General features: G+C 57.8%; 20 protein-coding genes and 1 pseudogene. 8 read left to right on the forward strand and 13 right to left on the reverse strand.

Annotated elements, in window-relative coordinates; translation table 11 throughout:
* Window positions 1-45: 45 nt before the first annotated feature.
* From AB6802_RS18960 to AB6802_RS18970, 3 genes are all read right to left on the reverse strand, one after another.
* Window positions 46-504: a hypothetical protein gene (locus AB6802_RS18960; protein ID WP_371011703.1), complete on the reverse strand. Its 459-nt coding sequence runs from the start codon at window positions 502-504 to the stop codon at window positions 46-48.
* Window positions 505-1,680, reverse strand: coding sequence for a hypothetical protein (locus tag AB6802_RS18965; RefSeq protein ID WP_371011704.1), 1,176 nt, complete (start codon window positions 1,678-1,680; stop codon window positions 505-507).
* 203 nt (window positions 1,681-1,883) lie between these two features.
* On the reverse strand, window positions 1,884-3,239 hold the full coding sequence (locus AB6802_RS18970) for a hypothetical protein (protein ID WP_371011705.1): 1,356 nt from the start codon (window positions 3,237-3,239) through the stop codon (window positions 1,884-1,886).
* A 205-nt stretch (window positions 3,240-3,444) separates the two neighbouring features.
* Here AB6802_RS18970 and AB6802_RS18975 point away from each other — a divergent pair, with 205 nt between their 5' ends.
* Window positions 3,445-4,524, forward strand: coding sequence for an IS630 family transposase (locus tag AB6802_RS18975; RefSeq protein ID WP_371011706.1), 1,080 nt, complete (start codon window positions 3,445-3,447; stop codon window positions 4,522-4,524).
* 40 nt (window positions 4,525-4,564) lie between these two features.
* On the opposite strand, the gene AB6802_RS18980 is transcribed toward AB6802_RS18975, so the two are convergent.
* Complete coding sequence (locus AB6802_RS18980; RefSeq protein WP_371011707.1) at window positions 4,565-4,765, reverse strand: helix-turn-helix transcriptional regulator; 201 nt, start codon at window positions 4,763-4,765, stop codon at window positions 4,565-4,567.
* Between the two features lie 128 nt (window positions 4,766-4,893).
* Complete coding sequence (gene traA, locus AB6802_RS18985) at window positions 4,894-7,941, reverse strand: Ti-type conjugative transfer relaxase TraA (RefSeq protein WP_371011708.1); 3,048 nt, start codon at window positions 7,939-7,941, stop codon at window positions 4,894-4,896.
* Between the two features lie 173 nt (window positions 7,942-8,114).
* Here traA and AB6802_RS18990 point away from each other — a divergent pair, with 173 nt between their 5' ends.
* Together AB6802_RS18990 and AB6802_RS18995 are read left to right on the forward strand one after the other, a co-directional pair.
* The gene (locus tag AB6802_RS18990; protein ID WP_371011963.1) at window positions 8,115-8,441 is read left to right on the forward strand and encodes a conjugal transfer protein TraD; all 327 of its coding nucleotides are present in this window, start codon (window positions 8,115-8,117) and stop codon (window positions 8,439-8,441) included.
* 1 nt (window position 8,442) lies between these two features.
* On the forward strand, window positions 8,443-8,691 hold the full coding sequence (locus AB6802_RS18995) for a conjugal transfer protein TraD (protein WP_371011709.1): 249 nt from the start codon (window positions 8,443-8,445) through the stop codon (window positions 8,689-8,691).
* Between the two features lie 134 nt (window positions 8,692-8,825).
* On the opposite strand, the gene AB6802_RS19000 is transcribed toward AB6802_RS18995, so the two are convergent.
* Genes AB6802_RS19000 through AB6802_RS19010 form a run of 3 tightly spaced genes read right to left on the reverse strand, consistent with a single transcriptional unit; the run spans window position 8,826 to window position 12,213 of the window.
* Window positions 8,826-10,751 (reverse strand): helix-hairpin-helix domain-containing protein, encoded by a 1,926-nt coding sequence (locus AB6802_RS19000; RefSeq protein WP_371011710.1) that lies wholly within the window; start codon window positions 10,749-10,751, stop codon window positions 8,826-8,828.
* A complete protein-coding gene (locus AB6802_RS19005) occupies window positions 10,748-11,545 on the reverse strand; it encodes a PP2C family serine/threonine-protein phosphatase (RefSeq protein WP_371011711.1) in 798 nt (265 codons plus the stop codon). Before AB6802_RS19005 ends, AB6802_RS19000 begins: the two co-directional genes overlap by 4 nt.
* Window positions 11,545-12,213, reverse strand: coding sequence for a VWA domain-containing protein (locus AB6802_RS19010; RefSeq protein WP_371011712.1), 669 nt, complete (start codon window positions 12,211-12,213; stop codon window positions 11,545-11,547). Before AB6802_RS19010 ends, AB6802_RS19005 begins: the two co-directional genes overlap by 1 nt.
* Window positions 12,214-12,463: 250 nt before the next feature.
* Here AB6802_RS19010 and AB6802_RS19015 point away from each other — a divergent pair, with 250 nt between their 5' ends.
* The gene (locus AB6802_RS19015) at window positions 12,464-13,075 is read left to right on the forward strand and encodes an SH3 domain-containing protein (protein ID WP_371011713.1); all 612 of its coding nucleotides are present in this window, start codon (window positions 12,464-12,466) and stop codon (window positions 13,073-13,075) included.
* On the opposite strand, the gene AB6802_RS19020 is transcribed toward AB6802_RS19015, so the two are convergent.
* The 3 genes from AB6802_RS19020 to AB6802_RS19030 all read right to left on the reverse strand — a co-directional run bounded on the left by AB6802_RS19020 (window position 13,066) and on the right by AB6802_RS19030 (window position 16,783).
* The gene (locus AB6802_RS19020; RefSeq protein WP_371011714.1) at window positions 13,066-13,869 is read right to left on the reverse strand and encodes a DUF4236 domain-containing protein; all 804 of its coding nucleotides are present in this window, start codon (window positions 13,867-13,869) and stop codon (window positions 13,066-13,068) included. The two genes, AB6802_RS19015 and AB6802_RS19020, sit on opposite strands and share 10 nt — an antisense overlap.
* Window positions 13,870-13,998: 129 nt before the next feature.
* Window positions 13,999-15,207 (reverse strand): PAN domain-containing protein, encoded by a 1,209-nt coding sequence (locus AB6802_RS19025; RefSeq protein WP_371011715.1) that lies wholly within the window; start codon window positions 15,205-15,207, stop codon window positions 13,999-14,001.
* Complete coding sequence (locus AB6802_RS19030; protein WP_371011716.1) at window positions 15,191-16,783, reverse strand: hypothetical protein; 1,593 nt, start codon at window positions 16,781-16,783, stop codon at window positions 15,191-15,193. Before AB6802_RS19030 ends, AB6802_RS19025 begins: the two co-directional genes overlap by 17 nt.
* A gap of 576 nt (window positions 16,784-17,359) precedes the next feature.
* Between AB6802_RS19030 and AB6802_RS19035 the strand changes: the two genes are divergently transcribed.
* From AB6802_RS19035 to AB6802_RS19045, 3 genes and pseudogenes are all read left to right on the forward strand, one after another.
* On the forward strand, window positions 17,360-17,749 hold the full coding sequence (locus AB6802_RS19035; protein WP_371011717.1) for a hypothetical protein: 390 nt from the start codon (window positions 17,360-17,362) through the stop codon (window positions 17,747-17,749).
* On the forward strand, window positions 17,715-18,572 hold the full coding sequence (locus AB6802_RS19040; RefSeq protein ID WP_371011718.1) for a thermonuclease family protein: 858 nt from the start codon (window positions 17,715-17,717) through the stop codon (window positions 18,570-18,572). The genes AB6802_RS19035 and AB6802_RS19040 overlap by 35 nt, the downstream gene beginning before the upstream one ends.
* A gap of 483 nt (window positions 18,573-19,055) precedes the next feature.
* A pseudogene (locus AB6802_RS19045) lies at window positions 19,056-19,822 on the forward strand (IS5 family transposase).
* Between the two features lie 160 nt (window positions 19,823-19,982).
* On the opposite strand, the gene AB6802_RS19050 reads toward AB6802_RS19045, so the two are convergent.
* Both AB6802_RS19050 and AB6802_RS19055 read right to left on the reverse strand, forming a co-directional pair.
* Window positions 19,983-22,343, reverse strand: a complete 2,361-nt coding sequence (locus AB6802_RS19050) for a hypothetical protein (protein ID WP_371011719.1) — start codon at window positions 22,341-22,343, stop codon at window positions 19,983-19,985.
* Window positions 22,344-22,814: 471 nt separating this feature from the next.
* Entirely contained in the window at window positions 22,815-23,516 is a 702-nt protein-coding gene (locus AB6802_RS19055; RefSeq protein WP_371011720.1) for a hypothetical protein, read from the reverse strand.
* 571 nt (window positions 23,517-24,087) lie between these two features.
* On the opposite strand from AB6802_RS19055, the gene AB6802_RS19060 reads away from it, so the two are divergent.
* Entirely contained in the window at window positions 24,088-25,800 is a 1,713-nt protein-coding gene (locus AB6802_RS19060; RefSeq protein WP_371011721.1) for an HAD-IIB family hydrolase, read from the forward strand.
* Window positions 25,801-25,823: the final 23 nt, after the last annotated feature.

The following is a 25,823-nucleotide window of genomic DNA, read 5'->3' on the forward strand; positions in this document are numbered from 1 at the left end:
CAAAATCCTAAGACCAGACATTAACTCGCCTCACAAAAGTGCACATTACCGCCCCCCAACAATCTCTGCTATTCGTCTACGCATCTCAATTCTCCAAGGCTCCGAACCCAGCCTAACCCTTACTGTACCGCGATAGTTGAAAGGGAATGCTTCCTGGAGCGCGGTGTCCAAAGCATCGACATCGGGGAAATAAAGAAAGTCTTGCTCAAAAACATCGTGCTGCGTAGCGACGATAACCGGCGTTGTGTCTCCACGGGCCTGGAGAGCCTGTAGCACCTCAATTCCGGCGAGACTCTCCTTGCTGCTAGCCGAGAATGCCCCCTCAGCTGCGTGCAATGTCATATCTAGGATTATCAGGCGCCACCCGCCTCGTTGTATCGCCGGATATGCTGCCCTCAGTCCCCTGACAGAAATGATGTCGGCCTTCGCGACCCCCGTACCTTCAACAATCTCAACTATTTGCCTTGCCTTCTCCTCATTATCCTCAACAAGAAGGACTCTCACCTAGATTTCCTTTAAGAACGGACCATTCAGAGCAACCTCCACAACGAACCTTCGCCTACGTCCGATGCTCGGGATATTGATACGACAAACTCCGAAATCTCGAATGCACATTCGTTGGACCTTCTTCAAACCCGTTCCTCCCTCTCGAAAAGTATCCTTCTTGAAGTCTCCTCGTGCCCGATCATTAGCCTTTTTGTGAAGGGCGTCTAGCTCTTCATCCGAAATCGTGTCTGCAATATCGTTTTCTACATGAAAAACCACACTTTGTTCAGAAATTCTGCATTTAAGCATTACCGCCGTTCGGCGGCCAAGGCCGCTGTATTTAACGGCGTTTGCAACAAGATTATGTATAATTGATGCTACCGCCTCGAAGTACATGCCCGGTATCTGAACGTCGTTAACGACTCGACGTCTCGACTCTCTATCGAACTGCACCTGGATGTCAGCTCGATCTATTGGCGTACTCGGCCTCAATAGCTTGAGCTCAAACTCTGCTAGATCGCGGAGAGAAAACGATTCAATGGTGCCTCTCAAATTGGGTATGCCGATCCAACTTTTTACCTCTTCGAATGAGTTGGTAAGCTCTGCGGATATCCTCTCGGCAAGGGAGACCGAAATGCCTTGACCATTTGCGAATACACCGCATGACTTCTCAATCTCAGCGACGAGTTGGCTATCAAAGGCTACCAATGCGTTTTCCACCACGCTTCTCGAAAGCGATCTAATCTCCTCAAGAGCTGCCTCACACAATGCTCCAGTCTCTATTTCAGAGGCTCTCTCCAACAATTTGTCAAACTTTCGGATCAGATCATCGCGGAGCCGTTTAACGGTAGGTCCGTCGGCAACTATTTTTAGCCATTCGTTCATGTAACGTTGAACCGCGTGCTCGATTTCGGCGCGGAGCGGCGATATCAGATCGTACTCATCAGAGGACCTGCAGGCCATATCAATAGCATTGGTTATGCGGGGCTCGATTACTCCATGCCGTAAGTTGTTGCTAAGCACCGAGTTCAATGAGAAATCGGACCGAAACAATCCATGTTGCACAATACTGTCTGCCATCGCCTCAACGAGATGCCTCCTGAGGATCGGGTCACGGCGCCCCTTGCGCGCCGCAATACGGAACTCACTTTCAAATATCATTTCAAAATCAAAAAGAAGTTCAATCTCATTCACCTGGACGCGACCAAGACCGAGGATCTCCTTAAAATGCAAGCTGCGGAGGACCGACCGCTCTTCTTCAAGGGCTTTGATTAACGGAGCCCGCCCCTCCCGTGTATGATTTACTAAATATGTTATGAGCTCAATGCGTGTCTGAGCTACGTTTTTTTCATCACTTGAACGACTGAGTTGCTCTGATGTGTTTGTAAAGTCTGAGGTCAGGTGAAATATTGAATATAGTCGATCGGATACGCTTCTTTCGGAAAGGTACGAGAAGACGACGCGCCTCGCCCGACCTTTACCTCAAGGAACCTTCGCAAAAATCCGCTTATGCGCCTGGCGGCGCCACGCTTCAGTAGGTCGGATGCGAGCTCAAAAATCTGATTGTTCGGGCGGCCATTCCCATGAGCGAGGCCGACCTTGAGCGGAAAGCGTCGTGCAATTGCAATATCCGTCATCAATATCGAGATGAAAATAGAGCGAGGAGTGATCTCTGCTGGAAATTGCCTCATATAATCTGCAATTCGTCCCCAGTTCAGAAATTTTGCCGCAAGAGGATCAATGCCGTGTATTGCTTCTATTTCTCGATATATCGACTCACGTTCCCGTCGAGTGTTTATGTCGCAATATATATTTATCGTATGTGAAACAATACGGGCATATGGATCGCTCCCGGATACACGAATGGCTCTAGCCTGCCTCCATTCTTCCTTCGAAAAACAATCTACCTTCTTATATATACTAGATTTTGAGCTAAATAGCTCTTTTGCCAATGGAACTAACGGTAAATGATTTATATTCCGATACCCGTTCAGACGTCGGATTAGCAGAATGGATGCTAGGGTTTTGTCAAGAAGTAGGATTGTTGCTTCGGATCGCAAAACGGAATCGTTAGTGTATTCAATATTATCTTCTGGATCACAAAGACGCATTAACGTATGCGGTACAAACCCTCCGGTAATCGGCCATAGTGAACGTACAATTATCTGCAGCGAGCGCCGAAGTGCGGTTATGGGGTCGTTCTTCCGTAAATCTATGTTCTCTACTTTATCCAGATTTTTTGCTAGATGAATTATATGCAAATAGGACGATATGACCTGGCTACTTGTCGCGAACGGTAATTTGTGGCGCCGAAATAGGTCAATCATACAGGTTCGGAGGCGCGTTATGGCCTCGTCAGGAAGTGGCGTTTGGTAAATTCTTCTAAATAGCGAATAATCAGATGGCGAAAGAGAATCCTCATTGGACTCGCTATAGTAGTCAAATACATCGCCTACGGCCAAATTGCGGAAGATGTGGTATGTTTTCTGACCTTGTAATATCTCGGAGAAACTTGCTTTTAAGGAGTAGCTTCTATAGGTGTGAGAGAAGGTTAGATATCGTTCAAGGTATGAAAATTCTCGTGCAAAGAAATCGTTTTCTGCGGTCTGTATCGGGGGGTGGAGGGCAGTCAGAGATATCGAATTGCGTTTTCGTTGGACGACTCTTTTTGTTCGGCTTTTCAAAAGCGCTTCAAGGACAATGATCCGCTGGCGCATGCCGGCTTTCAAGCGCGATATGCTTATGTCTGGCATCACTCGCATCCCGTTGGTGCTGCTCGTGTTAACAGCATTCCGCGTCGTTTGATTAGACCAGATTAGCGCTCGGTCGCCAAGGGCCAAGAGCCGCGGTTAGCGTCATGTGGCCTGCGCCTCGCACGCTTGAGCTCTAGTGGATTGATCGGGACAGACGAGTCCGATTGGGGATTCCCGGTGTTGCGTGCCTGTGCGACGATGCGGGATGCGTACCGGTATCAGCATCGTCGTCACGGCATCGGATAGGGCCCGGCTTGAGGCGCTCGTCGCGGCGCGCGGTTCACCGCAAAAGCACGTTTGGCGGGCGCGGATCATCCTGTTGACCGACGATGGCTTGGGCACCGTCGCGATCATGGCGGCAACGGCCAAGTCGAAGACCTGCGTGTGGCGCTGGCAGGAGCGGTTCATGGCCGAGGGCGTGGATGGCCTGCTGCGCGATAAGACCCGTCCTCCGGGCATCGCGCCGCTCAAGACCGCGCTGGTCGACAAGGTTGTGGCGCTGACGCTGGGGCAGCCCGACAACGAGGCGACGCACTGGACAGTCCGCGCAATGGCAAGAGCGGTTGGCATTGCTGCGTCCTCGGTGGTGAAGATCTGGCACGACCACGGCCTTGCGCCCCACCGCTGGCGCAGCTTCAAGCTGTCCAACGACAAAGCCTTTGCCGAGAAGCTTCACGATGTGGTCGGGCTCTACGTCTCGCCGCCTGCGCATGCCATCGTGCTGTCGGTTGACGAAAAAAGCCAGATACAGGCGCTTGATCGCACTCAGCCGGGGTTGCCGCTAAAGCGCGGTCGTGGGGCGACCATGACGCACGACTACAAGCGCAACGGAACCACTACCCTGTTCGCCGCACTCAACATCCTCGATGGCTCGGTGATCGGCCGCAACATGCAGCGCCATCGGCATCAGGAGTTCATCCGCTTCCTCAATACCATCGAGGCTGAAATGCCCGCCGATAAAACCGTCCACGTCATCCTCGACAACTATGCCACCCACAAACAGCCGAAAGTCCGCGCCTGGCTAGAGCGCCATCCGCGCTGGACATTCCACTTCGTGCCAACATCATGCTCGTGGCTCAACGCCGTCGAAGGCTTCTTCGCCACATTGACCCGACGGCGCCTGAAGCACGGCGTCTTCCATTCGGTTGTCGACCTCCAGGCCGCCATCAACCGCTTCATCAACGAGCACAATCAGCAAAACCGACCCTTCGTCTGGCGCGCCGATCCAGACGAAATCATCGCCGCCGTCAGGCGTGGGCACCAAACGTTGGAATCAATCCACTAGGCCTATGAGGCAGATTTCTTTATAGTTGCAAAGTGGCGCGTTATTGTATTCGAGCACACCAGCCGGTGGGACTTTCAACCCATCGATTGACATCGGATTCCCGCCAGCCCGCCCCGTTGACGCTGATCTTGATCTGAGCCGGGAACGTGCCGTCGGCAATCTTGCGATAGAGGGTTGAGCGGGACAGGCCGGTCCGGGCAAGGACGGTTTTGAGGCGAATTATACGATCGGGCTCGGACATGGCTTGCCTGCACCTCACTGGTTCTTGCTGATTGCTGCTGCGACAGACAGGATGAACCTACCCCGGAGGCAATCAGGTTTGTCGCCTCAGCCGGCTGCGGCGCGGAAATGGCGGCAAATCGGCATGCCTTAGATCCCAATGCCCCGCCCCTTGCCGATGCCATGGCTGAAGGCGAGTTCCGCCCCGAGACGACGACCCGACTCCACGTTGATGCCAAGCTCGCGCTTACGGTTTGCCAGTAGGGATTCAAGTTGAGGGTCGCGTTCAAGGCTCTTGGCCATATCGGACATTGCCGAACGCGTTGACTTGTAGCCGGACATGTCGCCGGCCTGATATTGCTCCCGTCCGGTACGGTCGAGCTTTTGCCAACGTTCCACGAACCGGTCGGCGCGGCGACCCGGATCGATGTCCAGTCCGGCGCGGATTTCCGTCTCAAGCTGGAGAGCAAGAACGATTCGATTGACCCGGCCGGCCCCCGCTTCGCGAACCAACTCGGGATTCTTCACATAGGCCGCTTCGGCATCGCGCCAGCCATGAGGCCGAACCTTCTCGAAAGCGCTACGGGCATCCCTCAATTCGCGCATCTGCTCGCGACTGCCCTGCCCGTCCGCATTTCCAGTACTGAGGATCGCGTCGATTGCGCGCGCGTGACGAACAAGCGCTTTCGTACGAGCGCTGCGCAAGGCCGCTTCCGCGTCCACCGGCACATTCGTTTCGCGTGACACGCCGGTGGCGAGATTTCCTCTGCCAGGCGTCGGGCCTGGATCTCCGATCCGCGCCGCACCACTCTCCCTTCCCGGCCCAGGTCCACGTTCCTGCACGGACTCGCCCTCTCCGGGCGAGCGCAACCCGTCCAGCAGTCCGCCGATCCTGTCGCGCAGCTTCTCCGGAACGACCCGGCGCACGATCTCGACCGCGCGCTCGCGGAACGTGATGCCGCGCTGCTCGGCATAGCTTTGCGCCGGGTCGATCTGCTCGTAATCCGACGCCATGTCCTTGGCGCGGTCCCGTGACAGCGTCCGGACGAGGCGATCGCGGGTCGCGAAGTCATCGCTGCCGTAATGCAGGTCCATGCTGTCTCGATGCCGCGACAGCGCGACGTAGCTGCCATGCGCATCCATGCCCGCCGTGGCGAGCACATGGGTGCGGTCAACGGTCATGCCCTGCGCCTTGTGAATGGTCGCGGCATAGCCGTGGTCGATGTGCGCGTAGTCTTTCAGGTCGAAGCGAACCGATCTGTCGTCATCGGTGCGCACGGTCATGCTTCGTGTGCTGACTTCCTCCACGCTGCCCAGCGTGCCGTTCTTGACGTCAAGCCCGCGCTCGTTATGCAGGAACATGACTCGGTCGCCGCTGGCGAAGTTTCTTGCACCGCGTTCGACATTCACCTGAACCTCGTCGCCGAGATCGCCGGCAGCGCGCATGCGCTCGCGTGCTGCCTTGTTGAGCGCGCGCACCTCGTCGTTTGTGTGAGTCAGAATGATCCGGCTTGCCTCTGGATGCGCCTGCCTGTCGCGATCCCAGCGCTCGACGAGTTCACCTCGCGCCTCATTGCGCGTTGCAGCCTGATGTACCATGCCTTGCGCGTCGTAGGCGCTGATCGCAGCGCCGATCCTGCCGGTTGCCAGATCGCGCGTGGCATCGCGCTGCCAGTCCTCACGCTGTCGCCGCACCTGGCCGATTTCGACGCCGCCGTGTCGCTCGTGAATCGATCGGAATGCAGCGCCGGCTTCGATTGCCTGCAGCTGCTGCGGATCGCCGACGAGGACTACTTTTGCGCCAACATCCGCCGCATGGGAGAGCACGCGCTCCAACTGGCGCGTGCCGACCATGCCAGCCTCATCGATCACCAGGACATCGCGCGTGGTGAGCAGATCCCTGCCCTGTCCCCAGCTATGCTCCATACTGGCGATGGTTCGAGACGAAATGCCTGAACCGCCTTCCAGATTCTCGGCGGCAATGCCGGACAGTGCGGCGCCTCGGACCTCGAAGCCAGCCGCTGCCCATGCCTGACGCGCAACGCCCAGCATGGCGCTCTTGCCCGTTCCGGCAAAGCCGACAACGACACCAAGACCGCGGCTATTCGTGATGTGATCCAGTGCACCGCTCTGCTCGCCCGAAAGGATAAGCCCGCGTTGCACAGCCCGCGCTAGCGCTGCCTCGCGATGTGCGCTGCTCACCGCGTGTCGCTCGTCCAGATCGATACGCTCTGCCGCGTGATGAAGGCGCTGTTCGGTGTCGATCATCTGCCGCGTGCTGAACCGGTCTTCGCCACGCCTGTCCTTGCCGAGTTCAATCAGATCGGGTGCATTGCTGATGGCCGCCACCACCGCGTTGAACTGCTCCATTCCATCGCTGTGCCGATGCGAGAACTTTGCAATGTCCTTTCGGGTGAAGGTCGATTGCTGATGCGTGATGGCATCGAGCGCCACGGATGGATCGGCAATGATGCGCGCGCCATTGTTGCGCGCGATCTCGCGATGCAGTTCGGCGCGATCTGCTTCGGTGTCGCCAGCGTCAAGGCCACTGCCCTCGATGCGTTGGGCCGGTGCACCAATCTGCGTTTGCGGCTCCAATGCAATGCCCTGCGCTTCCAGACTGCGATGATCGATGCGGGCGTCGATGTCGAGTTCGGCCAGGCGCTCATTGGCAAGTTCCGCCCATCGCTCGCGCCAGCGCTCGACCAGTTCGGTGCGGTTCCAGTCGCGAACCTTTGACCCGAAACCGTTCTCATCGACTGACCGCATGGTCAGCATGACATGGGCATGCGGCTTGGGGCTGCCATCCTCCGCCCTGTCCCAATGCACATTGAGATCGGCTACCATGCCCTTGCTGACAAACTCGACTTGTACAAAGTCGCGCGCCAGTTCGATGCCTTGCGCCTGGCTGAGTTCATGCGGGAGCGCAAACTCGACCTCGCGGGCCAGCTGGGCATCCCTGCGCACCTCGAAGGCTTCGACGTCGTTCCACAGCCGTTCGCGGTCGCGCCAGGCCTCCGGTGCATCCTCAGGCAACATCACCTCGGAATGGACGACACCGCGTTTGGCCGAAAAATCATGGCTGCGTTCGATGCGCTCGTCGCGCAGCCGCGAAGCCGAGCGGTAGGCCGCCGACGCCACAGCGCTTGAGCCTGCCTTGCGGCCAATGACCTTGACGTGAAGATGATAGATCGCCATCGCGACCAGATCATTTGCACGGCAAAGCGCACGTCGGCACGACGTATAAGCGCGCCCTCCCTCGAAAAAATCTCGGGATGGACCAGCCCGTCCCGGGCTGTCTCGCCAACCCTGAAGCCTTCCGGCGGACGCTCAACTATCATCGCCGCATCGACAATCAATGGAGGACAGCCATGCGCAAACCACGGGACTTCGACGCCGAACTGAAGGCGCTGGAAAACAAAGCGCGAGAGCTCAAAACGCGAAAGGTGCAGCAGCTTGGCGAGCTGGTGATCGCCACCGGCGCCGATCAACTGAGCACCGACGAACTGGCCGGCGCACTCGTCGCAATCACTGAGACGAAAGACACGGCAAAGCGCGAGGCATGGGCCAAGCGTGGAGTGATGTTTTTCGAGAGCCGGCCCCGGCGAGCTGCTCCGGCATCTCAGCGCAACCTTCGCGGCGCTCCAGCGCAACCGGGCGGCACACAATCGCCGGCAGGCGGCACAGGCTCGCAATGACATGCGCGCCTGGCAGGTCGAGCGACGCCAGCGCACCCGACATCTGATCGAACTGGGCGGGCTCGTCGTCAAGGCAGGCATCGTCGACATCACCAATGACGATCGCGCCACGATATACGGCGCTCTGCTTTGGATCGCCGCCAAGCTGCAAAGTCTTGAAGGCGGGCATGCGCGGAACCTGTGGGCCGGGAAGGGAAAGGAGGCGTTCGATTCGGAACGGCATGAAGACCAAAAGAGGGAGCGAACGTAGCGGTGGTCGGCAAGCGGCGTGCAATGCAAAGCCGTCCATTTGATCACACACGGTCACAACCGCCTCAGTACGAAATGGGTATTTACACCGACGCGCAAACACCGAACCTGATTAGCGAACCAGCGTTGGCCGCCTCAACCTGAACTCGCGGCGGCGTTGGCCGTTGACTGATCCAATGCCAGCCGCAATCGCTCCATTTCCGGGCGACTGTGTTCGCGGGCGGCAAGGATCTGGGCTCTTGTCTGCTTGAGCTGCTCAAGACCGAGAACCAAGGCGCCTTGCAGCCGCTTGCGGTCGCCGAGAATGTCCTGGTCGATCTGCGCGATATCGCGTGGATCGATCGCTCGTGAGGGATCGAAGACGAAGCGGGCTTCGACGGACTTTCGCCAATTCAACAACTTCTGCGCGGTTTTAGGTCCGAATCCGGGCACGCTGTAAAGCTTGTTTCTCTCGACATCGAGCGCTGTTTCGATGCCATACGACTCCAGGACCTGTTTCTTGCCCGGTCCTATGCTCTCGATCTTTGCCGATGAGATTTCAAAGTTGTCTAGGAACCGGTGCAGTTGCGCCTGACGGCGGTTGCGCTCGAGCTCCGAGATCCTGGCTACCCGTTTGGAAGGCAAGATGTCCCATTCGCCCCTGAGCCCGGCGAGCACCGTTTTTTGCCTGTCGAAAGCATCCGGCCCGGCCCTCTGCATCCACGTTGTTTGCGCGTTTTTCCACTGGGCGGCGGCCTCGGCGGCGACGCGCCGGTATCCCGCAGCCTCACTGTCCCTGTTCAGCAGACCTCTCAGTCCCAGAAAGACTCCCAAGGCGATGCCCAGCACCCAGGCCTGCGCCATCATCAAGCCGGCGACGCCGACCACTGCGGCCGCTATTCCTGCCCGGAAGTTGGTGCGGCGCGCGTGCCCCCGGAGCTTCAGGGCGTTGGGATCTGGTGTTACATTCTTTTCGGGGACGGTCGGCACCGGCCCGGGATGCGGGATGGCGTCCACCTGCCGCTGGAATCCGGCGATATCGAAAAGCGTAGCCCCGCCGGCGGGAACAACGGTTGAGAACAGCGGGACGCCGGTGGCGCCTTCCATTTTGCACCACGGGCATGGCGATGAGCCAAGTGACCAGTGGCTGGAATTGGAGGAGCACTGCTTGAGGTTCGCTTCTAATTCCGCCAGGGAAGCCACCCATTCCCGGGCCACCGGCCTGCCAGCCGACGTTCCCCTTTGCGAGAAGGCATCCTCAAACATTTTTGCAAGTCGTGGGCCGACGATGGCGAGTTCGGGGGAACTCGGAGGCCTCGCCATTCCGACCGCGGCGGCGTTCGCCCCGTAGGGAAAGCGGTACTCCTCGATCGCCTTCGAAATCGGCATGTCGCCCGTTCCCGCGTAGCGGCCGGCAAAGGGGTGTTTTCCCATGAACAGCAACAGGAACACCATCACGGCCAAACCGAAATTGTCGTGATTGGGCGTCCTCACGATTCCCGAAAAAGATCTGCCCTGCAGCTCCGGCGGTGTGAAAGTCTCGATTCCCACCTCGCAAAGATATTGCTGCCCCAGATAGGAGACCTGGAAACTGTCGCAGTCGATCAGGCGCACGGTAGCGTCCTGCGCCACGAGCACACCGCCGTGATTCACATCGCCGATGACGCAGGCGTTGTCGTGAACAGCCGCAAATGCCCGGGCGGTGTTTGCCGCCACACGTGTCAGAAATCGCCAATCAACCCGCTGAAAGTCCGTTCTGCGGCTTTTGGGGCTGTAGAGCTGATGGATGCTCTTGCGACCGCTGATCTTTGGCATGATCAGCCCGATGGGCTTGCTGTCCTTGGAGCAGACCAGCCCCGTCGGCCAGGCCGTCAGCTTTTCGAGTGAATCGGTCTTGATCTTGCCCATCGCACGGATCTTGTCGATCCGCTGCTGCTCGAGCGGCCGGTGGTAGATTTTGGCGACATGGTTCTTGTGTGCAGCTAGGTCGTAGACGGCGCCCTCGCCGCCTTGGCCGACGATCTCGCCAAGTTTGAGGGCTTCCCCTCGCAGGGTGAACACCTCGCGGACCTTAGCGTTCATTTTGCGGCCACCATCGGTTCAGCATGCGATCTCGTAGCCAGGATCAACGACTTGTCATCATCGGTCCTCTCGCAGATCTGCGGCGACAACAGATAAGCCTTCAGTCCATCCGAAAGTGTAGAGTCCTCGCCCGCCACTGCCGATCGTCTGACTGCCGGGAACATCGCATCGAAGAAAGGCTGATGGACGCTGCGCGAGGCCTGGTGCAAGACAAGGTTCTCGATACCGTCCGAGAACAACGCGACCTCGTCAATGCGCCGGGGCGCGAACTCGAATTCGAGGACATCCGCGACATTTGACGATGTGACAAAGTTGGTCGTGTTGGCAAACTCGCCGTGCTGCGGCCAGAACACGTAGGACCATCCGTCTTCACTGCCGTGCGAAACAACCATTGCGCCGTCGCCTACCTGGAAGAACACGGTGCTTGTAGGACCGAGGACGGCAACCAGCAGCGTGCATGCATACTCACGCATCTCATGCCCGAGTGCGCGCGCATGAGCGGCGATGCGCTCGGCAATTTCGGTCACCCAGCCCAACGCTTTTGGCCGGTCGATCTGATCGAGCGCACCGTTCTCTGCGAAATGCACGAAAATGAGCTCCAGCAGGTTCTGCCCGGCCAGCCAAGACCCAACCTCCGAGTGCGCCGCACTGCCAGCGCCGTCGCAGACAGCGGCCGCGAGGATTGGACCTTCCCTGCCCTCGATCAGGGCATGGACCGAATTATCCTGACAGGGCTTGCCGGCCGTGACATGCGAAGTGCCGATGGCGCTAGCCGACGCTATGCGCCAAGACATCACACCTCAGCCCAACCTGCGGGAGATTGGAGCGCCACGGTCTGTCCGACCTGCGACTGCGAGACGCCTGACAGCGATGCGGAGAGCCATGAGAACAGCTCGCGGAATTTGAGGCCACTTAGCTTCAGCGGCTGGCGTGTGGAGAGCTTGGCAAGGATGTCCATGTTGGCACCCTCGACGCCAACGGCGAAGAACGAAAATGCCTTTGCCGCCTCGCCGGATTTGATCGCGTGTTCGGCAGCAACGACGCTGTCCGTGGGGGCACCGTCCGTCATAAGAAAGACCCATGGGCGATAATAGGAGATGCCGTTCGCGCGGTACTCATCTTTGCGACGTCGCAACATCTCAAGGCCTTGCTCGATCGCCGCACCCATTGGGGTGTCGCCGCTGGTTACCAGAGTACTAGGCGTAAACAGGTCAGCGGTCTGGAACGGTGCGACGATGTTGACCGGTCCGAAGGTGACGATGGCGACCTCGACGCGTTTCATCGCCAGGCTGTCCGCCGCGAGCTCGTCCTTAAAGGCAACAAGTCCCTGGTTCAGCGCGTCGATCGGCGCTCCGTTCATCGAATAGGACGTGTCGAGCAGAAGGAGGCATGGACAGCGAGGTTCGGGGTTATCCGCGAACTCTGCAGCTCCAAACGGTATCTGATCAAACTGGTTGGACATTTTACTCGCCTTTTCGCTGAAATATCGCTTCCCGCAAGCCCGGGTCTTCCGGCATTCGGCAGGTAGCGTCCAAAAATTATTGAAACCGGAATTCCAAAGCGTCGATGCGCTTGCCCGCCCCCAATCTTTAATCCCCTTCCCTATCTACAGACGCTCGGTTTCTGCTGTCAATTGACTTGAGATTTAGCCACCCAAAAGTCGATTCGACTTTCGCGGACTGCTCTGTTTTGTATTGTGCAGGGAGGGTGAAATGGTCAGCCAACAACGGATCGGCTGGGGCATCGCGGTTTTCTGCGTTATCGGGTGGGCCATGTCGAGCATCGACGCCCGATCGCCACCCCCCGCCCCGCCCGCGGTCCCCGGGGCAACCACCACCGCGGCGCCTCAGGCACAGCCGAACAACAGCTCGATTGCCTATGCAAAGCCCGACGCGGTGGCTGCCCAGAAGCCCAACCCCACCACGTTGGTTCGCTGGCTGTACACCACCAAAAACGTCCGTGTCAGGGTCGCGCCGGACACCGGGGCGCGTATCATCACCACGCTTCCGCTGGGCGACCTGGTCCAGACCAATGGTCAACAAGGTGACTGGTACAATGTGACGGTCTCCGCACGGATCGGATGGATCCATGGCGACTACCTCAGCGAGGCGAAGCCGGTCGAGCTGACTTCGACCATACCGGTCGCGCCAGGGGCTGTATCAGATGACGGCACCGTTTCGGAGCATGCTTCGGGCGATCCTGTCAGAAACCCCGTGGTCGGCAGATGCGACTGCCCATACGACCTGATGCGCAATGGGCGTTTGTGCGGTGGCCGGAGCGCTTACAGCAGGCCAGGCGGCAGAAGCCCGGTGTGCTACTGGTAGGAGGGCTGCGCCGCCAGCAGCGAGCGGTTGATCCACCCGAATGTGACTTCGTCCTTGCTGACCCGGGCCCAGCGACCATTGATTTCGACCACCGTCAGAGCGGTGCCGGCCGGCACCTGCCTCACCACGGTGCCGCCCATGGAAGGATCCGAACGGATATTCGCGGTCCTAGTCACGACTGCCGTTGGGAATTGCTCGCTCTGCGGCTGCTCGACCGCTGCCGAGGAACCCAGATCGGTTCCCGATGAAGTGCTTGGCGGTTTCTGATCACCAGCGGAGGTGGGCCAGCTATCGCCAACGGGAGTGTCCTGCTGAACCGGCGCTTTGGCTGCTTCCACAAATGGCGGCAGATTCGAAGGGCTGATGTCGCGTCTTACCGGCCGCAGCGGTTGGGTCTGTCCTGGTTCCTGGCGGACGGTTCGGGGTGCCAATGTCAGGCTTGGCGCAGCGCCGGATTTTGTGTCGGAATTCTGGGCCAGCAAGGCCGCCCCCACACCGACGACGCCTATAGCAAGCAAGGACACTTGCGCCACCCTGCTTCCCTTGGCGGCGTGGTAGATCAGGGCCACGAGTGCTGCGATCAATAAACCCAGAAAAAGAGCTGATTTACCGCTGCGCTTGGAAGAATAGGACATGCCCGAACCGGGCAGACCGACCGTGCTCTGAATGCCGCCTCGGCCCATGTTCAACGTGGAGCCGGGCTTGCCAAAGGAGGCACTACTGAGCCCTTTCCCGGTGACGTTTAGGCGAACGCCGGGAATGAGCCTCAATGACTTTCTGTATCTAAACCCCACTGCGCCCCCGCCAGTGCTGTGCAGGCTGCACGTTTAACTTTGCTATTCTCGCGAAGCAACTTCCGTCTGCACCGGAGTCGGCGCTGTGCGTAGTGTGATCGTTGCAGGTCTCTCCTTCGGAGACCACGGCTAGTTGCCGGCGCTTTTAATTCCGGACGCGACAGCCGAATTGTCTGATGATTGCGTTACGCTGCTTAGTAGCGTGCACATAATCTCCTTGCTCCGGAAATTGAATCCTAAACACGACTTTTCATTCACGCATTGTAAAATGCAGTCGGGATACCTGAGTTGTCCCGTCCAATAGCTGGTTCCAGAAACTTCAGTGTTCTTTGCAAACACAAGGTTTGAATAATGGAGATTGCTCTCAACAACCTTCTTCGCAGCCATCAGCGAATCTTCGCTCTTTACAAGAATGGACGCGTCACCCTTCATGAAACACGCTTGGTATTTGGTATTATACGTCACTGCCAAACACGTAAAATCGCGATCGCAAGCGCTCTGGCATTGTTCGGCAGTAACGCCACGGATGGGCATGTTGGGTAGGTCATTTCCAATCGCGTCCCATCCCGAAACGACGACAAAGCCGGTATCAGGATCGGTCCCTGTCATCATGACCGGGGGCTGGGGGGATAAGTCGCCCACTTCTCGACGAGGATCGGTTGTAAAATCCGAGGCTGCAAAAGTACGACCATCGAGCCACGCACAATTCGTTGCCAGCTGGATTGCCGTAGAATCTGTTAAACCGACCTGTGCCAAGGTCTCGCGTGCAGATATGGGTGAGACAGGCTGCGTTTCTGGACCCACCCTATTTGCCAGTTGAACGTTTACGTCAACGCCATTGACCATCCGATGCGAGTAGCACCACGCCGTGTCCCAAGAGCTGTCTTTCTCATCCTTGAAATGATGGCCTGAAATCAACTCCCATTTGTCTCCCTGGAAGTCGATCGTCTTCGTGGCGAACTTTGTGAAGTCCACGGTGACGACGTCAGGATCCTTTGGAGGCACTGGCGGGGTCGGCACTTGCGTGGGCCGTGGAGTAGGCAGTGGGATGGAAGGCTTATCTGCTCTGGTATCTGCGGGCTTGGCAGGCACTTCTACGCGCGGAATGTTCGGTTCTGGGATTGTGGGGCTCTTCTGCCAAAGTCCAAGCTTCAAGCCCAAGCCGATCCCAATTGCTGCAACAGCAATTGCACCTCCGGTCGCAATCCGACGCAATGCAGCCGCTTTGGAGATTTTCTCCTGAGCTGCGGCCTCGGCCTGTAGCATCGGTATGGCAGAGCGCTTTACGACTAGGCCAACCGCCTGCTCGAGAAGGGCGGTGTTATGCCGGACGAGCATTGCCCTGCCCCTTCATAGATAAACTCACCAGATCGGCAACATCTGGCGGCAGCTCCTTTTTTAGAGCCGTCCGAAGCACCTCCGGATCATCGGTAAACAGCGGAACATAGAGTATCTCTTTGACGACCTTTTCAATCTCGACGGGGACCTCGACGCGCTTCTCGACTTCCGTCTCGACGACCTTCTCGACCGGCACCTCGATCGTGCGAATGCGGCGCCACCGCCAACTCAAGAGCATGCGGCGAATGAGTGACGACAGCCGGCTATGGGACTGAACTTCGCCGCGAGCGGCTATTCGTTGAAGAGCGAGCGCCACCATCGCGGTGATCGGCCCGGCCAGCGCCGCGATCACTGCAAGCGAACTAAACCAAATGACTGAGATCACGCCTGCCTGTTCCGGAGTCACCTGCTCTGGCTTTGCACCGTACCATCTTGCCGCGATGCGCCTGACCTGGTCGGTGCGCGCCATTGGAATCCGCTCCTTCTCGAGGGCCGCGAGTTCCTTGGCTATTTGATCCTGCCTAACCTGATTTTGCGCGGCCAAGGTCGCCTTGTTGGCTTCAGCGCCTTGGGCATCGGCTAGCCTTTTGCCCGCCTCGTCAAGTCGTTTCTGCCAACTGGCGGCGTCTGCATCGCGTATCTGCTCCAGATTCGATCGCCGATCTGTAAGCTTTTGCCGCTGGTCGGCAGTCATCGGCGGACTGCTTGCGCGTTGTCGATCAAAATCCGATCGAAGTGCAGCTATTTCCTGATCCATTGGATCTATTTGAGCGTCGAATTTGGCGCCGATTTTGGACCTTGGATTTGCCAGCTTGGCGACCTCATCCTCCAACTTACGAGCTGAATCGCTGTCGCCTGAGTCTCGCGCCATCTTGATGCGCTGGACGAAGCTGTCACGCTGGCCTTCAAATTGGGTTACAGCGTCTCTTATCTCGGCATCGCGCTGCTCAATCAGGGAAGATCGAACCGTGTTCTTTTCTTCGATCTGGTCTCGAACACGGGATGCCTCCGGAGTAAGAGCTGTTGCCCCCTGCAGTTCAGCGTCAACCTCCGCAATTTGTGTCTGGAAGCCAGCACGGGACTTCTCGGCAAGGGCGGTCATCTCCTCAAATTCGGCGCGAGCCTGGTCAACCTGATCGGCTTTTCTGCCGAGTTCATCTACCGAGGCAAGTTTCGAAGCTTCCTGCTCGAGCGCGTCAATCTTGTTCACCAAATCTTCGTAGCGAAGCTGACGAAGGGCGCCTGCACGCTCCATCCCCATAAAAACGGTCTCGAACGTGATACCTGCGAGGATTAATAGGAAGACGAGCACTATCGGCTTCCAAACCCAAGACACGCTGAAAAGCAGAGTTGCAATTGGGATTTTGGTGAGTTCCGCAATGGCGACCATCAGAAATGGTGCACTTGCAAGAGTTAGGTCCATCGCAGTGACAGACTCGCTCGCTGCGAAAGCTTGATAGCCAAGAGCCACACCGGTCATAAGACCGATAGTCGCCGCTGCGAGCTCAAGCGCCCATGCCCCTCTATAGGTCCATTGCCCATAGGTCGCGAGCTTTTGGCTCATCGTTGTTTGCATATTACGCCCCCGATCCGCCAAACCCACACGCACGGATCTGATGGCATTACACCGAAAAGTAACTATGTCCGCAACTGTTCTGAGCCGGTAATCGGCAAATATCCCGGGGCGTAGTTAAGGCCGGGGCGATTTTCATTCCGACTATACCAAGACCAGATGACTCATCGCCGATTCCGCCGTCTGTGTCGGATCAGTATTGATTGGGCAGATCGGCTCGCACGCAGCAAAACCAAATATGTTGCCTCCCTATCGGAGCGTGAAACAAAATTAGCACCGCCGCGCTCGTACGCTCCTAGAAGAACCGCCTCGCGCACATATTTCTGCAAACGCAATCCACGTCGACCACCTCACGCTCACAGATTTTTCAATCCTCAATTAACAGAGCCGCGAGTTACCGTATGGGCTTGGCGATGACTGCGCGGTTGAAGGAAACGCCTGAGAGTGATGTCTCAGATCGAAATTGAAGTGCTCGCCAACCGGCGATAAATCCTGAGTCGCACAATTATTGTTGTTCGGCAGATTCGACAACAAAATGCAAAACGTGCATGATCTGGCTTGGTGTCGGGGGATACCTTCATGCATTGGCGTTGGATTTCGGGCGCAATATTTGCGGCATTTATCTCAGGCTGCACTACTGACTATTTGAATAATTATGACACCGTGACGCTCGCAGCCGGCGATTCGAACCACGCCAACCAGCTTTTGCAGGCCGTCGATCCGTTCAATCCGAATAGCCAAAACACGCACATTCAAAGTGACGGGCAACGCGTGGCGGGTGTCGTCCAACGCTTTCGCGGAACAACCTTAGTGCCCCCGGCGCGGAACGGCATTGTTGTCAACGTCGGGAACGACGGTGACCATCCGTGCGATCTAAGGACGCAAGTCGATAGCATAGGGAGAAGTTGCGGCGAACGTTCCGCCGAAGCGAAAGATGGCGGTCGAACCGGACACGAAGCGGGCAACTAGCCGTATGGCGAAGTCAACTCAATACAAGATGAAGCAGTCGCGCCCGCCTCGCGGTCAACGGCTCTTCCGTGTTCCTATTTCGATAGCCGCAATTTTCGTCGGTCTTGCAGCCGCTGCTAGCTTCGTCAGCGCTGACCGCTTGAATTTGGATAGGGTTCCAATACTCGGCACCATGAACGACCCCGGCCCGATAGCCGGAACCGCATCGGTTGTTGACGGCGACACGATCGAAGTGCACGGCCAACGCATCCGCTTCAACGGGATCGACGCCCCGGAGAGCCGCCAGAATTGCGACGACGCAAAGGGTTTCGAATATCCCTGCGGGCGGCGTTCTGCCGAGGCGCTCGACGGGTTTCTAGCGGCCTCTAGGCCCGTCAAGTGCTCATTTGTTACATGGGATCGCTATGGGCGTTATGTCGGCGACTGCCGACGTGCGGACGGAGCAAGCGTAGCCGCCTGGATGGTCGAACACGGCGAAGCGCTCGATTGGCCAAAATACAGCAATGGTGCTTTTTCATCGCAACAGGCGAAGGCAAAGGCGTCGAAAGTCGGCTTGTGGGTAGGATCATTTCAAACACCTTGGGACTGGCGAGTACAGCAAATTGGCGATGGGCAAACAACGTCCGCACCGGTCTTCGCGTTCGGCAGCGGCAACGCCGGCTGCAACATCAAGGGCAACATTTCGGTGGACGGCAACCGTATTTATCACGTTCCGGGACAAAAATATTACAGCGTAACCATCATCAACCAAGCCAAAGGCGAACGGTGGTTCTGCTCAGAAGCGGACGCCGTGGCGGCCGGCTGGCGACGGTCGAAACGATAACCAAGGAACATTTATGGTTCATACAACCGGAGCCAAGTCGACTGCGACGGCAACCCTTTGTAGATTGATGTTGAACGCTTCGCAGAGACCTAGGCTGTGAACTCATAAATGCGGAGTGGCCGAGAAGGGTGGAATTCGGACGGTGCTTGTCAACCCGTAGCGAATTCAAGGAATTCAGGTTCTACGTAGATCGTGTGCATATACGACGGTTCACCTAATATCTCTCCGACATCCAAAGCAGCCATGCCGTCTAACATTTCCCTGATTGGGAACGTCTTTCCGAGGCATAAGCGGAAGAGAGTTGCGGTTTGAAGATCGTCTGCATCGACAAGATTTGGCGGCGTTCCAATCAAACGAACAAGTGTTCCGACGCTGAAGGATCTTTGCATACATGGAGTTATATCGCTGCAGCCATTGTCCGCAATGGGGTCGTTCGCCTATTGGCGGCTTTCAAATTGCAGTGGAATCTGATTCAGCCTCTGCATGAGCCGATATGACCTGACTGATTCCGAATGGCGTGTGATCGAGCCGCTGTTGCCCAATAAACCGCGAGGGGTGCCGCGCGTAGACGATCGCCGCGTGCTGAACGGCATCTTCTGGGTGCTGCGATCCGGTGCGCCATGGCGCGATCTGCCAGAGCGATACGGCCCCCGCACCACCTGCTACAATCGCTTTGTCCGATGGCGTAAAGCAGGTGTGTGGGACCGCCTCATGGACGCCGTCACCAAAGGCCATGACGGCAAGGTGCAGATGATCGACACCTCCATTGTTCGCGTCCATCAGCAGGGGGCGACGGCAAAAAGGGGGGTCGAGATCATTGTCTCGGTCGTTCCCGAGGCGGCCTGACAACCAAAATCCATGCTCTTGTCGATGCCCAAGGCAGGCCTATCAAGCTGACGCTCACGGCAGGTCAAATGAGTGACATCGCCTCCGCAGCGGACTTGATCAAGGATTTGCCCGAGGGTGCCATGCTGCTCGCCGACAGGGGTTATGATGCCAACGCCTTGCGCAATGCCGTCACCGAGCAAAAGGCATGGGCCAACATCCCGCCCAAGGCCAACCGCAAAGACCCGATGTGCTTCAGCCCCTTCCTCTACAAGGCCCGCAACCTCGTCGAACGCTTCTTCAACAGGGCCAAGCAGTTCCGTCGCATCGCAACTCGGTATGACAAGCTGGCAGAAAACTACCTCGCCGCCCTCAAACTCGTCTCCGTCCGCATCTGGCTACGCGGTAATGAGTCTACGTCCTAGCTTTGTGGAGAAGGGGTTACACGTTGAGCTCCTCGTCCAACGTCGTATTGGTCACCGTACTGCCTCTTGTGTAAAAGAAACATTGCAACCGTCGTTCCACGGAAACTCCGCGCGATCCCGACAACGTCAGTATGAAATTGGTCTTACACCCTAACGTTCTTTAGGCCGCCTGCCAGACTTGGTTCAATATCCGCGCAGCAAGTGCAGCTTTGTCTTGCGGCAAAAAACGACCGTAGTGGTGCGCCACCATATCGGGCGTGTCCTGGATCGCGTAGCTTGCCTGCTCATATGAGCCAGTCTGTTTCAGTATGTGCGTCGCCAGCACGTCACGAACATTGTGCGGGCCATGAGGGAGGAGACCGGGGATCGCGCCGCGCTTAGTATATGGATTGTAAATGCCATATCGCTGGATGGTCAGGCGCCACGCCTCATAAAATGTGTTTCGATCGTATGCGGCGTCCTTGCTGGTCGCTTTCACGGTTTTGATAAAGAAGGTGCCGGGGTCTTCCGACCCTCCAAGCAGCACTTTGCGATGGCGATCAATATACGCCTCAATCTTCTCATACAGACCGCCCAAGTTCGGCAGGACGAGCCGAAACGGCTTGCTTCCGAAAAAGGATGAGTTCGCGTTCTTGAAAGCGACTGAAGGAATAAGCACCTCCCAGCCCTTTTCACGTTCGCTCCAGCGGAGTTCACCGCGCTTCATGTCGGCAAGCTGACGCTCAGACCTGGGCAGTCTGCCGCGTTCACTGACCATCAGCTGGCGCAGGTTCTTCTGCCGCAACCCAAGATGCAGCCCGAACCGAAGCATCAGGAACGAGCGCACTGCTTCGGCGGCAGGACGGCGATGGATGCGCTCATCAGGCATGAGCCGAAGAATCTCTTCAGTGATCTTTCGATACTCGCCGACTGGGCTATCGGCCTCTAGCACGGGCATGATTGGTTCAAAAGGATCGCGATGTACACGCGCGACGCGTTGAATCTCTTTCACACGGGAGGTGGCATGCTTGAAGTAGACATCGCAGGCGTCCTCCCAGTCCCCGCTCGCGCGATCAATGTCGGTCTGTGAAACCAGTCCATTGATGGGACGGATCCGCAACGCCAGATGAGGTTGCTGCCTGAGCCAGCCCGTGTCCTTGCGAGTGAGCGCGAGCGAAATTCGCAGCATGTCCACCTCCCAGGCGGTGTAGAACCCGCGACGTCTCTCGCGCCATTGCACATACCAGTCCCACACCGACGGGAAGACGAGCAGGCCAAAAGTCACATGCTGGGTTGGAACGCCATAGCCACGTACAGGTCCGCGCGGATGCGCGACCAACGCACCGAACATCAAACCGAGATGCTCGACTTTCTGCGATGCGGTCTCCTCGCCCCAAACACCGTTGCGCTGTAGACCGAACGCAGTAAGCGTCGCTGTCTTGAAGCGGATCAGATCCGCCATTTCCATCGCAAGCGCAGGTGGAGCGTCGATGACGCCGGACATCAGGTCGGGGTCCGTGAACTGGACGCTACCCGCGTGCTGTTGCTCGCGCTGAACTCGATAGCCATCATTTGCAGCATCCGACTGACCATAGGTGATACCCGGGAAACGGATGGCGTAACGCTGTTTCAACGCGGCCGCCTGGAATTTCCGGTAATCAGTTGACCCGCTGATAATCACGCGCCGAACCCATTCCAGGATCTCTTCCTGCTCCTCGGAACGACGCGTGTTGAAGTCGTCAGGCAGGTGCCACGCAAGCCGACGGCGTTCAGCCGGGCCGATATCATCGAGAATGTGGCCGAAGGCGGAGCGCGTCTGAAGCGGGAGTCTCGCTTTAAAATACCCTGTTGGAAGACGATAACGACGCTCGATCCGCGCTAGCACTTCCATGCTCGCCACGCTGCGCGGCGATTTTGACCCCTGGAGCCAGTGACGAATTGTCGAGCGGTCGAGACTCTCGTCGTCTCGGACAACAGCACGATGTAGATGCCAATAGCTGTCGCCATGGCGGCGCATCTGGAATTCCAGCGCCGCCTGGAAGCTTGGGTGATCAAACGCTTCCTCGAAAAGAGGTTGTGGGAACTCCTCGATAGCGCGCGGTTTTATGCCGGTCTTTTGCCGGTCTACTCCAGCCTCCCGCTCCGACCGGTCGAGCTTTTTTATACGACTTGGAACTGGCGCCTTCCCTGCCGGCGGCTGCGGACCTTCCGGCGCATGACGCTGCGGTTTCGCGTTGCGACGGCACGCGATGGTCACCCGCTTTGGCGCGTTTTTCATATTTCGAGCGATCGCATCCAATGCTGGTTCGATTGCGGTCCGGGCAGATCGAAGTGTCTCACCGTCGAGATCGCAAAGAATGCCGATTTCTTGCCAATCATAGCCGCGCAGTTTTCGTGGCGGTGTTTCAGCACAGGAGATCAGGTTGAGCAGAAACGCTCTGATGCGCGCGCTTTCGTGAGGGGGGAACAGCGGGTCGATACGGATACGGCAGTAATCAGCGATTTTGCGAGAAAGCAGTCGGGTATGCGAAGTTTCAGTCATGCGAGCAAGCGATGGGGTTCGTCAGAGACGGTGGGTTGAGGGAGTGCGCGCACATACGCGATTCTTGTCGCTTGGGAGGACCAAAGCGCATGTATCTGACAGAAATGTCGCAAAAGGCTTATATGAGCACGAGCTGGAACTTAAGGGCGCCGCGCGGGACCCTCTTCCGAACTAAACCCGCAGTGGAAGGCGTGATCAGATTCCGTCGTGGCAGCTATTCATGTTCCGGCCTCGCTCGCGAGCACGCGCAATTCGGTTGGTGCAGTATGGCAGAAAGTTCGAAAAGCTTCCAAGAACCCCAGCCAATCTCTAATTGTAGAACCGTACACGACGCTTTTGGGCCGGAAGCGGCCGTCTGCCTCAAATCCTTGGCCACCGCCGTTTGGCCTTACCATCACTACGCGCATTTAGAAAATGCTAAGCTATGCCTTACGGGCTCCGAGTATCTGCGCCATCAGCCTGCGGCTGTCGTCAGGATGGCATCTGTCCTTGCCATAAGGGCAATCCAGTTTCCGCAGCAAAGTCTCTATCCTCCGCGTAGATTGGCTCTCCTCTTCTCGCCAACCGTCGAAGCAAATCTGCATCTTCGTCGGCATGATATCGAAAGGCATTCCGGGTGTCGTATCCATGCCCGGCTTGGGATAGGGAAAACCCACTGACCACAACAGGAGAGAAACCGGCGAAACGCGTCAGCATGATCGCGAAGGCTCCGGTGGAGATTTTCCGATGCCAGCCGCGGGACACATGATATTTGCCGCTAAGTCGCCAGACGATGTTGGCAAGCTGCCATTTGGTAAGCGCCTGCAAGATGTCATAACGATAGTTGCAGTTGCGACAGCCGGCTTTCAGTTTTTCCTCGGCGTCCGACCAAACTGGGATTATCAGATGCTTTGCCTGCCGTCCTTTTAACAAATCACGCTTGTAAAAATCCTGCTCGCTCGCGCCGACAAAAATGCCGCGGCGGATCAGGGCGATATCAGGAACGGCAAGGCCAAAGGTTTCCGCCAAAAGCTGGGAAGCGTTGACGGTCACAAGTGCCCAACCGGCATGATGTCCCTCCGGGAGGCGAAAATTCGGCGCCGACCCCATCACCAAAGCGGGACCCGTGACGCTGGGCAAGCGAAGAATTGGCTTTGAGAAGGTCGACAAGAGATCCGAAAGCGGAGTTTTCATGTAGGAATCTGAACCGAATGTTCCTCAAACGCGCGCAGAATGCTCTCTTCTCGGCTCCACAACTGGTCCCATTGCGTGGTGCCGGGCTTCGGGTGGATCGTACCCGATGTAGGTTGGTATCATATGGCGACTCTATAGTTTGATGTGAATTTACTCGAATTATGCGTGGCGGCGCAGCAAGCGGAAGACCGAAGCAAGCCGATCACTTCGTCGCGGTGACGACCGCGTAAGACTGAAACTTCGCGGTCGGAATATTGTTGCCGCGCGTGTTCCACCCCATGGGCAAGGAATGACGGATTCCGGCCCGCGCACAGCCCCTCGGGCTTTGTCGCTTCAGTATGCGCGTGAACCCACACAACAGTAGGCGACGTCACGATTTGCCCGACGATCCGGTCCGCCGCAACGCGGGGCCGGCGGTCGCGGAGGAGTACGGGTAGCGCGACGGGCGAGATGCCGCGATCACCACGGAGCAGAGCGTCGTCGTAAACCTTTTTCGCCGACAGGCGTTGTTGTTCGCCGGGCGAGCTCTTCCGGCAGGACGACATGGCAACCAGCGGAGAAGCTCAACCCGATGTATTTCATGGCATTGGCCACCGACTATGACGGCACGCTGGCGCATGACGGGCTGGTCAGCGCAAGCATGATCAAGGCATTGGAGAAGCTGAAGAAATCCGGCCGCAAGCTCATCCTGGTCACCGGCCGCGAGCTGCCCGACCTGAAAGAGGTGTTTCCCGAACTTTCCCTGTTCGACAAGGTCGTCGCGGAAAATGGTGCGCTGATCTATACACCGGCCAGCGAAGAGGAGCGCACGATCTCGCCCGCCCCTTCGTCCGAGTTCATCGACAGGCTGAAAAAGCGCGGCGTCAAGCCGCTTTCCGTCGGCCGCTCGATCGTCGCCACCTGGGAACCGCACCAGGCGACCGTGCTCGATGTCATCAAGAAGCTCGGGCTGGATCTGGACATCATCTTCAACAAGGGCGCGGTGATGATCCTGCCCTCGGGCATCAACAAGGCAACCGGGCTGGCGGCGGCGCTGGAAGACCTGAAATTGTCGCCGCACAATGTCGTTGCCGTCGGCGATGCCGAGAACGACCATGCTTTCATGAGGGCCTCGGGCTGCAGCGTGGCCGTCGCCAATGCCTTGCCCGCCGTCAAGGAAACCGCCGACCTGGTCACCAGGGAAGAGCGCGGCAAGGGCGTCGAAGAGCTGATCCGCAAGCTGATCAAGCGCGATCACCTGATTGTCAAAAAGCGCTCGCGCGGCGTGCTGCTTGGAACCTCGCGCGGCAAGGAGATCTATCTGTCGCCGACCGAGACAGTCCTGGTCGCCGGCAGTTCGGGCATCGGCAAGTCCACCCTGGCCACCGCGCTCACCGAGCGGCTTGTCGAAAAGGGCCTGCAGTTCTGCATCTTCGACCCCGAGGGTGACTATGACGGGCTGAAAGGCGCGGTGCCGCTCGGCAACGGCTCGACGGCACCGAACAAGGAACAATTGCTGGAACTCATCGAAAAGCCCGGCAACAATATCGTCGTCAACGGCCTGGCGCTGAAGGTTGACGAGCGGCCCGATTTCTTCGCCGAATTGCTGCCCGGCCTCGGCAATACCCGCTACCGCACGGCAAGGCCACACTGGCTGATCATCGACGAGGCGCACCACCTGATGCCGAAGCGGCGCAGGGACACGCGGGCGGCGCTTTCGATAGAGCTGCCCGGCACGGTGCTGATCACTGTACATCCGGAATCGGTCTCGACCGACGCCTTGCGCCTGGTGACGACGGTGATCGCGCTCGGTCCGAAAGCGAAGGGCGTCATCAAGAGCTTTTGCAAGGAAACCGGCTTGCAGGCGCCGAAGAACATGCCGACGCCCAAGGGCGACCGGGTGCTGTTCTGGCGGCCGCATGAGGACAAGACGGCGTTCACCGTCAAGGCAAACGAACCCCGCCAATCGCTGAAGCGGCACAGCCGCAAATATGCCGAGGGCGAGCTCGACGAAGCCGGCAGCTTCTATTTCACCGGGCCGAAGAAGGCGATGAACCTTCGGGCCCACAATCTCATCATCTTCGCTCAAATGGCGGAAGGCATCGACGACAAGACCTGGGACTATCACCTGCGCGCCGGCGATTATTCCAAATGGTTCCGTCATCAGATCAAGGACAAGGACCTCGCCCGCGAAACAGACGAAGCCGAGAAGGACAAGACATTGTCCGCCGACGAAAGCCGCAAGCTGGTGATCGACGCCGTACGCCGGCGGTATACGGCGCCGGCGACTGCGCCCGACAAATAGGGACCGGTTCGGGTCGACCAGCG

Source organism: Mesorhizobium sp. RCC_202, assembly GCF_041355295.1.
Classification (GTDB): domain Bacteria; phylum Pseudomonadota; class Alphaproteobacteria; order Rhizobiales; family Rhizobiaceae; genus Mesorhizobium.